Source organism: Acinetobacter brisouioides (genome assembly GCF_004331075.1).
Lineage (GTDB): Bacteria > Pseudomonadota > Gammaproteobacteria > Pseudomonadales > Moraxellaceae > Acinetobacter.
Window position 1 is genome coordinate 17548 of sequence record NZ_SJNX01000012.1, and the last position, 12693, is coordinate 30240.

General features: G+C 43.3%; 10 protein-coding genes, 1 rRNA gene and 1 pseudogene. 5 read left to right on the forward strand and 7 right to left on the reverse strand.

All coding sequences use genetic code 11. The annotated features are described in order from the left end of the window. Positions 1-16 precede the first annotated feature (16 nt). Positions 17-394, reverse strand: coding sequence for a hypothetical protein (locus E0H77_RS13220; RefSeq protein WP_131378675.1), 378 nt, complete (start codon positions 392-394; stop codon positions 17-19). 386 nt (positions 395-780) lie between these two features. Here E0H77_RS13220 and ppc point away from each other — a divergent pair, with 386 nt between their 5' ends. The 3 genes from ppc to E0H77_RS13235 all read left to right on the forward strand — a co-directional run bounded on the left by ppc (position 781) and on the right by E0H77_RS13235 (position 5958). After that, on the forward strand, positions 781-3468 hold the full coding sequence (gene ppc / locus E0H77_RS13225) for a phosphoenolpyruvate carboxylase (protein ID WP_131378677.1): 2688 nt from the start codon (positions 781-783) through the stop codon (positions 3466-3468). A gap of 210 nt (positions 3469-3678) precedes the next feature. Further along, positions 3679-4968, forward strand: a complete 1290-nt coding sequence (locus tag E0H77_RS13230) for a solute carrier family 23 protein (protein WP_004903002.1) — start codon at positions 3679-3681, stop codon at positions 4966-4968. Positions 4969-5052: 84 nt separating this feature from the next. Next, positions 5053-5958, forward strand: a complete 906-nt coding sequence (locus E0H77_RS13235) for a LysR family transcriptional regulator (protein WP_131378679.1) — start codon at positions 5053-5055, stop codon at positions 5956-5958. On the opposite strand, the pseudogene E0H77_RS13240 reads toward E0H77_RS13235, so the two are convergent. From E0H77_RS13240 to E0H77_RS13255, 4 genes and pseudogenes are all read right to left on the reverse strand, one after another. After that, a pseudogene (locus E0H77_RS13240) lies at positions 5955-6679 on the reverse strand (sulfite exporter TauE/SafE family protein). The gene E0H77_RS13235 and the pseudogene E0H77_RS13240 sit on opposite strands and share 4 nt — an antisense overlap. Positions 6680-7118: 439 nt before the next feature. Continuing rightward, positions 7119-7379 (reverse strand): YciI family protein, encoded by a 261-nt coding sequence (locus E0H77_RS13245; RefSeq protein WP_228258341.1) that lies wholly within the window; start codon positions 7377-7379, stop codon positions 7119-7121. A 73-nt stretch (positions 7380-7452) separates the two neighbouring features. Then, positions 7453-7740, reverse strand: a complete 288-nt coding sequence (locus tag E0H77_RS13250; protein ID WP_131315180.1) for a chorismate mutase — start codon at positions 7738-7740, stop codon at positions 7453-7455. Further along, a complete protein-coding gene (locus E0H77_RS13255; RefSeq protein ID WP_131378683.1) occupies positions 7721-9025 on the reverse strand; it encodes a hypothetical protein in 1305 nt (434 codons plus the stop codon). The genes E0H77_RS13250 and E0H77_RS13255 overlap by 20 nt, the downstream gene beginning before the upstream one ends. A gap of 258 nt (positions 9026-9283) precedes the next feature. On the opposite strand from E0H77_RS13255, the gene fmt reads away from it, so the two are divergent. Then, positions 9284-10246: a methionyl-tRNA formyltransferase gene (fmt, locus tag E0H77_RS13260; protein ID WP_131378685.1), complete on the forward strand. Its 963-nt coding sequence runs from the start codon at positions 9284-9286 to the stop codon at positions 10244-10246. After that, the gene (gene rsmB, locus E0H77_RS13265) at positions 10243-11529 is read left to right on the forward strand and encodes a 16S rRNA (cytosine(967)-C(5))-methyltransferase RsmB (protein WP_131378687.1); all 1287 of its coding nucleotides are present in this window, start codon (positions 10243-10245) and stop codon (positions 11527-11529) included. The genes fmt and rsmB overlap by 4 nt, the downstream gene beginning before the upstream one ends. A gap of 13 nt (positions 11530-11542) precedes the next feature. On the opposite strand, the gene E0H77_RS13270 is transcribed toward rsmB, so the two are convergent. Both E0H77_RS13270 and rrf read right to left on the reverse strand, forming a co-directional pair. Next, a complete protein-coding gene (locus E0H77_RS13270) occupies positions 11543-12154 on the reverse strand; it encodes a TetR/AcrR family transcriptional regulator (RefSeq protein WP_131378689.1) in 612 nt (203 codons plus the stop codon). 387 nt (positions 12155-12541) lie between these two features. Then, positions 12542-12656 (reverse strand): 5S ribosomal RNA (gene rrf, locus E0H77_RS13275). Positions 12657-12693 lie beyond the last annotated feature (37 nt).

The window sequence follows — 12693 nt, forward strand, 5'->3', positions numbered from 1 at the left end:
GAAAAAAATCGTGAAATTAAAATACTGCTTTCTTTTTTAAATACTTAGACAGCCCTTGAATAAAGCAGTTTAAGAAATACATCCACGCAATAAAGGCAAAAACCACACCTGCGACTGTACAGCCTGTGACCCAAAGCATGTCATTCCATGCATAAAATGCCAATGGAATAAACCATAGCCCTGCAAACAGCCCCATCACCATAAATAAAATCACACTGCGCATCACCCAGATACCATGTGCCTGAATCCAGACTTCAGCCTGAGAATTATGGGCAACCTTCGCAGCAAACAGGTAAGCAATAAATCCCGCCACAATCGTAAACAATGCCAAAAACATAAACATATACGCCGTTGTTATATAACGACGATGCTGCTCAACCTTGTCTTGCGCCATGGAAATTTGACCCCTTCACGACATAGGACATGCCCTGAAAAAATGATGTATACGATTTGGAAAAATTAGCCTGTTACTATAGGTGAGTTTTGTAATTTTCGCATCATTTTCCATGAATTTTTTCCGCCAAAAACTAGACTATTTCACAAAAAAAGAAGTTTTTTCCTAACCTGTCAGTCATCTAATCGCAATTTGCCCGAATGATCTGAATTTTCCAGTCAACTGCCTACTGAAATCCAACATTTTTTCCAAGCTTACACGACCAATGGCTAAAGGCTTTTCTAGATAAATTTGTTATGTTTAGATAAAACCGATTCTCTGATATAAAAGACAATTCTCTTTTTATATTTCAATAGACCATAGTTCATCCCATAAGGAATTTAAATATGGCACAACATATCGATGCTCCATTACGCGAAGACGTCAGACTACTGGGCAATTTACTGGGAGAAACCCTAAAAGCTCACGCAGGTCAGGACTTGTTTAATCAAGTCGAACAAATTCGTGCGCTAGCAAAAGGTGCTCGCGATGGACAAATCGAAGCGGAAAAACAGTTAGAACAACTTTTTCTCAATCTTGAAGATAAAGAAATTTTACCGCTCACGCGTGCCTTCACCCATTTTCTGAATTTTGCCAATATTGCTGAACAGTACCACGTAGTGCGTAGCCGCCGTGCCAGCGAGTTTGATGAAACTCAGCCCTCTCCCAATCCGCTCGAACCTTTATTTGAAAAATTTAAACAACGACAAATTTCAGCAGAAACGCTATATCAACAAATCTGCGATTTAAATATTGAACTGGTACTGACCGCGCACCCAACCGAAGTCAGCCGACGTACCCTGATTCAAAAATATGATGATATTAATCGTTGCCTCGAACAACTTGATCAGCAAAAACTAACCCCGAAAGAGCGTCAGCAAGCCTTAGAAAAACTCAAACAACTGATTTGCTCAGCTTGGCAAACCGATGAAATCCGTCGCCAAAAACCAACCCCGATTGATGAAGCCAAGTGGGGTTTTACGGTCATCGAGCAAACTTTATGGCAAGCCGTACCAAAGTTCATCCGTGAGCTAAATGAACTAGTTCAAGCCCATTGTGGTCAGGCATTACCAACCCACGTGACCCCGATCCGTTTTGCTTCATGGATGGGCGGTGACCGCGACGGTAACCCAAATGTCACCCATGACGTTACCCAGCAAGTGTTGTGGTTCTCGCGCTGGCAAGCGGCCGAACTGTATTTGCGTGACCTCGAAAGTCTGCGCTGGGAGCTGTCGATTCAGCAATGTTCGGATGAACTACGTCAGGTACTCGGTCGTGAACATGCCGAGCCTTACCGTGAATATTTACGCGATCTGCGCGAACGTCTACGCATTACCCGTCAATGGCTGTCGGATAAACTGCAAGGTCTGGAAACCATTGAAGACCATCGGGTGATTCGCCATAAAGAAGAATTGCTTGAACCACTACTCCTTTGCCATCGTTCTTTAATCGACAGTAACTTGCCTGAAATCGCAAATGGTAACTTGCTCGACTTTATTCATCGTGTGCATTGTTTTGGGATTGAACTGCTGAAACTTGATATTCGTCAGGAATCAGGACGCCACCGTCAGGCGCTGTCTGCTATCACTGAATATTTGGGTTTGGGTAACTTTGAAACTTGGACTGAGCAGGCACGTCAGAACTTCTTGCTCAATGAGCTGCAAAGTAAACGCCCACTTCTGCCGAAACTACTTAACGAACCTCAAGATAGCCTGATTAATCATCCTGACGTTCAAGAAGTCTTTGCCACTATGCGCACACTGGCAGAACAACCTGCTGAGTCTTTAGGCGCGTATATTATTTCGATGGCTGAACATCCGAGTGATGTCTTAGCCGTACTGCTACTACAGAAAGAAGCAGGAATACAAAAACCTTTACGCATTGTTCCATTATTTGAAACCCTCAAAGATTTAGACGGCGCTGCCCATACCATGAATACGCTGTTCAATATGCAGTGGTATAAACAACATATTCAGGGCAAGCACGAAGTCATGATTGGCTATTCGGACTCTGCCAAAGATGCAGGCTTTATGTCGGCAAACTGGGCACAGTATCGCGCTCAGGAAGAGCTGACCGCTATTGCCCAAGCGCATGATGTACGTCTGACCCTGTTTCATGGTCGCGGCGGTTCGATCAGCCGTGGTGGTGCACCCACTCAGCAAGCCTTATTTTCACAACCTCCAGGTTCTATCTCAGGTTCGATTCGCGTCACCGAACAAGGCGAAATGATTCGCTTCAAGTTTGGTATTGAAGGCGTTGCGCTGCAAAATATGGAAGTCTATACCGCAGCAACTTTGGAAGCGACCTTGTTGCCGCCACCCGTGCCAAAAGCTGAATGGCGTGAACTGATGCACCAAATGACTGAAACTTCGGTCAAGGTCTATCGCCAGACTGTGCGGGAAAATCCACATTTTGTTGAATACTTGCGTACGGTTACACCTGAACTTGAGCTACAAATGTTGCCTCTTGGTTCACGCCCTGCCAAACGTCGTGTCAGTGGTGGGATTGAATCCTTACGCGCCATTCCTTGGGTGTTTGCATGGACACAGATTCGTTTGATGTTACCTGCTTGGCTCGGGACAGGTGCAGCATTGGATGAAATTATTGCCCAAGAGCAAAAAGCTAAACTGGATGAAATGTTGCAACAGTGGCCTTATTTCCAGACCTTAATTGATATGCTGGAAATGGTACTGTCCAAAGCCGATGCCGATATTGCTTGGTATTATGAAACTCATCTGACGCAAAATGAGCATCTACATGCGCTGGGCAATGAACTGCGTCAACGTCTGCAAGATGCCATTGATACCTTGCTGATTCTCAAAGGAGAATCGGAGCTACTCAGTCAAAATGAAGTACTGGATCAATCAATGCGAGTGCGTAAAACCTATTTGCTGCCATTACACCTGCTACAGGCGGAACTCATGAAACGCCGCCGTGAGTATCTGGCACAGCATCAGGCAGAACACACTCCTGTCGATCATGCCTTAATGGTGAGTATTACAGGGATTGCCGCAGGTCTGCGTAATACAGGCTAATTGCTTAACCCTTATACAAGCTGACTTACTCGTCCATGTGGCGAGTAAGTCTTTTTTATTTGAACTAAGCCATTTATAAACAAAATAAATTTATCCAGACATTCATCATTCTTCTAAGAAAAACGACCAACAATAATTTCAGCCTATGTTAAGCATTTTCAACTGAGAGTATCATGTGCAGAATTTTGTAAAGATTTGAGCGCTTTTGTTATGTCTTGGTTTCCAAAATGGCGACCCTACGCGGGACAAATTGATTCTCGCCCTGTATCCACCGATGAATATCTACCTGTTGGACAAAGTGTGGTTTTAGGCATTCAACATGCCTTTGCCATGTTTGGTGCAACGGTTCTTGCGCCGCTGCTCATGGGTTTTAACCCGAACCTTGCGATTTTAATGTCAGGGATTTGCACCATCCTGTTCTTTTTATTTACAGGTGGGCGTGTTCCAAGTTACTTGGGTTCGAGCTTTGCTTTTATTGGCGTAGTGGCTGCTGCAACAGGACACATTACAGGTTCCGGAGCGAACCCGAACCTGTCCGTTGCACTCGGCGGGATTGTGGCATGTGGTGTGCTGTATGCCATCATCGGTCTGATCGTGATGCTGACAGGTACACGTTGGATTGAAAAACTCATGCCACCTGTCGTGACAGGTGCAGTGGTGATGATCATCGGCTTAAACCTTGCACCCGTGACCATTAAAGGTGTCGCAGGTCAACCGTTTGAAATGTGGATGGCACTCATCACGGTACTGTGCATGGGAACAATTGCCGTATTTACCCGTGGTTTGCTACAACGCTTGTTGCTACTGGTTGGCTTGCTCATGGCCTATCTGATTTATGCGATTGCCACCAATGGTCTTGGCTTGGGTAAACCGATTGATTTCTCGCAAATCTCGGCAGCAGCATGGTTCGGTATTCCAAGTTTTTCTCATCCGACTTTTGACAGCAATGCCATGCTGATCATCGCCCCTGTTGCGCTGATCTTGGTGGCTGAAAACCTCGGACATATTAAAGCGGTTGGCGCCATGACAGGCGAAAACCTAACGCCACAACTGGGCAAAGCCTTCCTTGCCGATGGCTTGGCAACAACCCTTTCAGGAAGTGTTGGCGCACCAGGCATGACCACTTATGGTGAAAACATTGGCGTCATGGCAGTGACCCGCGTTTACTCCACCATCGTGTTTGTTATAGCAGGTTTGTTTGCGATTTGTTTGGGGCTGTCACCTAAATTTGGCGCAGTGATCAGCACTATTCCAAGTGCAGTTTTAACAGGTGCATCGATTGTAGTATTTGGTTTAATTACCATTGCTGGGGCAAAAATCTGGTTAGAAAATAAAGTAGATTTTTCTAACAATAAAAACCTAATTGTGGCTGCAGTAACGATTATTTTAGGTGCAGGAAACTTTGAGCTGATGTTCGGTCACTTTAACTTGGGTGGCATTGGCACAGCGACTTTTACTGCCATTATTCTCAACTGGTTCTTTAACCTGAAAAAAGATTAAAGAACCCGATATTTATAGCAGCCGCAAGGCTGCTTTTTTTATGCCATACTGAAGCCAATCATAGTAAAAAGACAGGCAACGGACATGCGCCTTGAAGTTTTTGATTTAGAACTGGTGCTACAGATTGCCAAAACAGGTAGTCTGACTCAAGCTGCACAACAGGCCGCTATTTCACTACAAGCAGCAAGTGAGCGCCTGAAAAAAATCGAACAACAGTTCGAGGTCAAATTATTTAGCCGACACAGCACAGGAATGCAACTAACCTTCGCGGGAGAAAGTTTTCTAGAATATGCTCAAGAGATTGTGCAACGCAGTCATTCCCTACAACAGCATATGCTGCAATTCTCTTCGCAGCAAAAACAGCAATTGTGTTTATGGTGTAATTCATCGGCGCAAAGTGAATATTTGCCAAAAATTTTGCCTGAATATTTGCTGCAAAACCCACAGCTACAGATCGAGCTACAAGAAGCTGAAAGCACTGATATCGTGACCGCATTGACCCAAGGTACGGCGCAATTGGGGCTGGTATCAAGCTTTTTTAACACTGAGCATTTACAGACTTTGGAGTTTGCCGAAGATCCGTTAGTCTTGATCTGCCCAATGCAGCACCCTTTGGCACACAACACACAGATCAACCTTGCTGATGCCCTGCACTTTGCTTTTATTGGTTTAAAACAGTACCACTCGTTACAACAATCGATTGAACGTCAGGCACAGCAACTCGGTTATGGGATCGAATATCGCCTGCGCCTACCGAGTTTTTCAGCAATTGCGCAAGTGGTTGCCGATGGTGTCGGTGTTGCTATTTTGCCACAGCGTGCTGCTCAGCAATTGCAATCCCAGTACCCATTTGACTACATTCATCTGCAAGGCGCTTGGGCAAATCGTAAGTTATTATTGGCATGCCGCCACTTTGATGAGCTGCCTGTTGGCTATCAACATCTGAGTGAATTTTTAATGGAAAAACGAGCTTTGCTTGCCCCTGTTTAAGTGTTTAGGCTCATATAACCACCTAGAAAAATCAGCCCAACAAAGAAAATACGGCGAAATTTCTGTTCATTTAAACGCTGCCGAATTAGCTTACCGCCCCACATTCCCACTAATGCAGGCAATAACACCAAGCAAGACCATGAATAATTAATGCTCTGTGTCGCACTCAATTGCTGCTGTAAAAAAACCGCCAGACAAAGATTGGCACAAGTAAAGGTCAAACCTAGAGTTTGTACCAGATCATTGCGTTGTAACTGCAAACTTTGTAAATATGGCACAACAGGTATAATGATCACTCCTGTTGCAACGGTCAGCGCACCACCCAAATATCCAACAACAGGCGAAAGTATTTTTCGTGTGCTTGCAGGTTCGGCAAACGTTGACTACATAAGCCATAGATGCCATACAGCAACAACATCATGCCGAGTAGAAAACCACTATGCACATGTGAATCTGCCAAGGTCGGAAAGATGCTCCACGTGGAACCTAATACCACGCCTAGCAGCAGCGTCCAAAAACGCTTTAACAAAACCCACCATCCACCTTCACTGAACAATTGCCAGAGATTGGTCACCAAGGAAGGAATAATCAGTAAACTGGCCGCCTGAAATGGCGTGAGGATAATACTCAGCAAGCCCATTGCTACCGCGGGCAAACCCAAGCCAATCACACCCTTGACCAACCCTGCGAACCCAAACACCAACATCACAAATCCCAACATTTTACTTCCCTCTCCGTTATACGGTCATGCTAGGTCAAAGTGATGCACTCGAATATGCGTATTTTTTGGAGTTCTCTCAAGCATAGCTTGAGGCTTGGTTGAGCTTGTTTTGGGAGTGGTTTCAGAATCAAGTTATCCTCATGAAATCTGCATCTATGAGCTTTCCCCCAATCAGGTTGAAAACACATAAACTATGAACCATAAGCGACACAAGATGCTGAGCGAAAACCACTGGTTTTTAATACTGTCAAATTTATTTATCGCTTTGCAGCCCTAAAAAATCCTTTTGCTCAGGTAAACTGGCAGCATCAAAACAGCTGCCTGTCTATTTAAGGCACAGACTAGAATGACAATGATAAATTGTGCCGATAACGCATACGACTTGCACTGCACCGCATCAGCAACGGCCAAACAGATGCATAAATTTATCCCAAGCCAATTAATAATGCTGTAACTGCTCGAAGCCTGTTCCTGTACGTGAAAACTGCACCTGATTGATCCGATATTCAGCAACCTTTTGAAAAGGATCTTGCTGCAAAATCGACTTTAATTGCGCTTCAGGCATATCCTTGACCAAGATCATGCCGCCAGTTCGGGGTTGCTTTGCCCCTGCGGAAATAAAATGTCCCGCAGCAAAATGTTGCTGTAGCCATTCTACATGTTGCGGTAATAACGCATCGACAGCCGTCAAGGATTGCAAATAGTTCAGTTCGACGATATACAGGGTTATTCTGCCTTTTTATGCTTATTTTAGATTTCAACCAGTGTGAGGTTTAGTCAGGTAAATGCTGTAATTCTCGTTCTATAAAATGCTGAATCATTTGCCGATAGAGTTTTTCAACCAAATCAGCATCCGCAGAAAAAGCCTCGGCATGCTGGCGCACTTGGGCAATCACCTGTTCAACTCGCTGTGGTGCAGGTGCTTCGGCACGGGAACTTTTAAATGCCACCGCCTGATCCACATAGGCTTGGCGGGCAGCGATAAGCTCAATTAAAGCCCGATCTATTTGATCGATCTGTTGGCGAACTTCGGCTAAAGAATTACATTTTTGATGAGTCATTTGTTGCCTGCTGCTTGTATTGTTGTTCGAGTACATGACTAAAAATACTCTCAATCATCCAGACCCGATACAAACTATTAAAGACATAACTCTGCCCAGCAATTCGCAACTCTAACACTGGAAAGTCAGGCTGATGTTTCTCATAACATTGTTGGTCATTTTGCTGTAAGAACTCAGCAACATCGACATCAGTCAATTTTTCAATCTGCAAACTCTGCTGCAAAGCATGAACATGCGGAGCAAATGATAAGTCCTGCCCTTTACTCCACACGGCTTTTAAAATGTCATAAATCACATCAACACGTTGCTCTTCATCTTCGATGCTATAAAACAAACGTGCAATATTTAAAACTGCCTCTTGGGTTGGGCGGCAAAATGGAGTAAATGCTACATCAGCACGTTTTGATAAACGCGTGGCAAGCGACCAGTCAAAAAAGTCACGCCCACGGTAGCTCAGCGGATAAACTCGTAACTGAATATTATAATAATTTGCCAGTTCTTCTTTAATATAGGCTAAGAGTAACCAGCTAATCGGGTCTTCAAGTGCAATATATAAATCCAGTTCAGGATGCATCGCATGAATTTCTGCCAACTCTTCTGCATCGCTCATAATGTGTTCACGCCACTCAATATGATTGATCAAAAAAATCGGGTTATCCGTCAATAATTTTTGTTGTTTTAAGCGTCGAGTTAAACGCAGTAAATCATCTACTGCATGATATTTTCGGTCGGCAAATTCAAAATAACTGGCAGCGACAGGTGTATCGATAAAACAACGTTCAGGGAAATTTTGAGGTTGATGTTGCTGACTTGCCATGGCATATAAGGTTCTGAGTTTGCCATATTGCTGTTGCCACAACATGTGAAATACATCTTCAAGTAAATATAAAAATTGTTCTTCGCGTAATGGAGTATTTCTTAAAATGACTTCAGCTTGTTGAATCGCTTCTGCGGTTGGAAGCTCGGGCTGTTCATCATAACCAAAGCGGTGTTGGCGTGCGAGAATCTTGGCATCATTGAGACAGTATTGTTGCCATTCCTGTGCAGTCATATTATTGGGCGGCTCGGCTGCCCGACTGGAAATCATTACCTTTAATGGCTTCAGTTCATCACTTAAAATTTCATGCAACTGCGGCAATTGCTGTACTGCCAAATAACTGTAAACATCATCAAGGCGCAAATAAATACTCAAGCCTTTGTCCGTGGGTAAAACCTCTTGCCGTGACGGTTTCTGGTAAAACCATCTCGATCGAATCGGATCAAACCAACGGCGAAACACGGACATGAGCATAGCCTCTAAAAAATCAATCTACAGATTGAACAAACAATTTACTGACAAAAAGTACGATCAACAATGAAAATGGTTCTGCCGATGTTGACCTGTTGCAAGTTTAACAAATTTTGCCAAAGTTCCGCTTGTATATTTTTGATGTTGCTTTTAGCAATTTTATTTGCACAATCATCACGACATTTCCATTTGCGCGGCGTGTTAAATCGTGACACCTGTTATAATTGTGCCTTGCGAAACGATTGAGTGATACTCTTGAAGATTATTTTTGCAGGTACGCCTGAGTTTGCGGCTGAAGCCCTCAAAGCCTTAATTCAAACTGAACATGACATTATTGCCGTTTATACCCAACCTGACCGTAAGGCAGGGCGCGGACAAAAACTCACTGCTTCTGCCGTAAAACAGGTTGCTTTAGAACATAATCTGCCTGTCTATCAACCACTCCATTTTAAAGCATCAACTGAAGAGGGCTTAGCAGCTCAGCAAGAGCTTGCCGCGCTCAATGCCGATGTAATGGTAGTTGCAGCTTATGGTTTGATCTTGCCACAAGCAGTGTTAGACATGCCTAAATATGGCTGCCTCAACATTCATGGTTCATTGTTGCCACGCTGGCGCGGAGCAGCACCGATTCAACGTGCGATTGCGACAGGCGATCATGAAACTGGCGTGACCATTATGGCAATGGCAGCAGGTTTAGATACAGGCGATATGTTGTATAAAACTTATTGCCCAATCACGGCACAAGATACCTCGGCCAGTCTGCATGACAAACTTGCACTACAAGGTGCTGAAGCCATTTGTACGGTTCTTACATCAGAACAGCAACTCCAAGATGCTTTGGCACAGCGTGAAGTGCAAAATGAAGCTTTGACGGTTTATGCGCATAAACTCAGCAAACCCGAAGCTCAAATTGACTGGATGCTCAGCGCTCAGCAACTCGACCTCAACATTCGCGCTTTTAATCCTTGGCCAGTTGCCTTTTTTCCGATCAGTGAAAATAACAACTTACGCGTCTGGAATTCACAGCTTTCTATACTAAGCAATGTAACTGCTCAAGTTGGTGAAATTGTGGCGATTGATAAACAAGGTGTACATGTCATGTGTGGTGATCAACAGATCATTTGTCTGACCCAATTGCAATGGCCAGGCGGTAAACCCCTTAATGCAATACAAATTTTACAAGCACAAAAATTACAGGTTGGACAAATCCTATCATGAGTCAAATGTTGAATTTACGTGCTCAAGTGGTCAAAACTTTACTGGCTGTGCAACAAGGTCAATCCCTTTCTGCGATTTTGCATCAGCAACTGGAACAGGTCGCGGCCAAAGACCGTGCGCTATTTCATGAACTGCTTTTGGGAACACTACGCCAGTGGTATGGATTAAAAGCACTGACCTTGCCAATGCTGACTAAACCCTTGGATAACCCAACCATAGAAAGCTGTCTATATGTCGGGTTATATCAAATTTTATGTACTCGTATTGCAGCACATGCTGCGCTTTCTGAAACTGTAACAGCATGTAAACAATTGGGTTTTCCTGCTATGAGTGGTGTAGTGAATGCCATTTTACGCCGCGCTACACGTGAAACAACTGAGTTCCAACAAACTTTAAATCAGGCACATGGCTTACCAAGCTGGCTTTACAAACGCCTGAAAAAAGACTGGCCAGAACAAGTGGGTGAACTCTGTTCAGCCTTGAAACAAACCAGTGCGATTACCTTACGCGTCAATCAACGTAAAATCGGACGTGATGCCTACCTTGCAAAATTACAGGCTGCTGGGATTCAAGCTGAAGCCTGCTCTATTGCCGATACGGGAATTGTATTACAACAATCGGTACAAATTCCGGAACTGATTGGATTCGAGCAAGGCTGGTTCTCAGTACAAGATCAGCACGCACAGCTTTGTGCCAGTTTGCTTCCTAATTTAAATGGCAAAATCGTGGTAGATGCCTGTGCCGCCCCTGGTGGAAAAACTGCGCACTTACTAGAAAAATTCCAGCCTGCGCAGTTGATTGCACTCGACCAAGATGCTAAACGTCTTGTTCGTGTTCAAGAAAATTTACAGCGATTGCAACTTAATAACGACAAAGTACAGATAGTAGCTGCCGATGCAACGACATGGACAGCATCTGAGCCTGTGGACTGTATTGTTCTAGATGCGCCATGTTCTGCAATTGGTGTTTTACGTCGCCATCCTGACATTCGCCTACTGCGCCAGTCAGCAGATATTGCAGAAACTGTGGCTCTACAACAGCAGATTTTGCAACAGATGTGGTCACAGCTTAAAGTAGGTGGCACATTGCTTTACATCACCTGCTCAATTCTAAAAGCTGAAAATGAACAGCAAATGCAAAGTTTTTTTGCTGAACATGCCGATGCCCGTGAAATCAAGATCGAAGCAGATTGGGGCATAGCTCAAGTCTATGGACGACAATTACTACCAATAACTGCTCAGGGTGATGGTTTTTATTATTGTCGAATCGAAAAAGTGGCCTAAGCCACTTTTTTATTTAAGAAAAATTCAGTTCTTGCTGACTAGGAATAGTTAATGCCTGATGAATATACAATTCAATCAGCTTTTCACGAGAACCGATTGAACGTTGATAATAACTCGAATTCAAAAGTAGACATGCACCATAGATCAGTGACCAAACATAGGATAAATAATCTCGGATTGAAATATTAGACTGAAACCGATCCAAGTAATCTTTAGTCATATCCTTAATGCATAAAATACGCTGTTGGCGAATATCATAAAGCTGCTGAAATAACTCTTTTAAGCCCGACTCAGTCGTTGTCAGCTGTTCTTCAATCTGATGTAATACAATGATTTTTTCAGGTGCTCTCAAATGGTAAAGCATATACGCTTTAGCATAACCAATAAAATCATTCTGATACTGATGTGAAATTGCCAGTACTCGCTTTTCATTCTGAATTACCAGTTCTAATAACAATTCATTCTTTGACTTAAAATGTTTATATAGCGTTCCTTTGGCAATATCTAGTTCTTTGGCTAAATCATCTAGTGTCATATCCTGATAATGATCTAATAGTAACTCTTCTGACACAGCTAAAATTTTTTGATAACGCACTGAAAATTGTTCTTGGCGGCTGGTTTTCATTGACAATTCCATTGTTTAAACCGATCTACTCAAAAAGTTAAATAACACAATTTAAGCATTTTGCACATATTGATTCGTGATCTGTACATTCAATCAGCAACTAAATTTACAACAATGATCACCTAAATCAAATTTTCAGGCCAAACTGGTTTCAATTCTAAAAATATGCAGTCAAACTTTACATGATGTGATGAATGAAGCATGGGTTAAGGTTGTTGAAAGCTACCGATCAGCATAGCCATGGAAAGTTCTTGATCTATTTTGATTTATTTTTAATCACAATATAGAGTAATGATATTTCAGTTATGATAAAAATTATTTAATTTTTATTTCCCCAATAAAAAAAAGCCCCCTGCTCTATTGAGTCAGGGGGCTTTTAGAATAATGAGCTGGCGATGACTTACTCTCACATGGGTAACCCCACACTACCATCAGCGCTAAGAGGTTTCACTTCTGAGTTCGGGAAGGGATCAGGTGGTTCACTCTTGCTATGGTCGCCAGCACAACTGTTTATGGACTTGTTCGGGTTTTATGCTCAG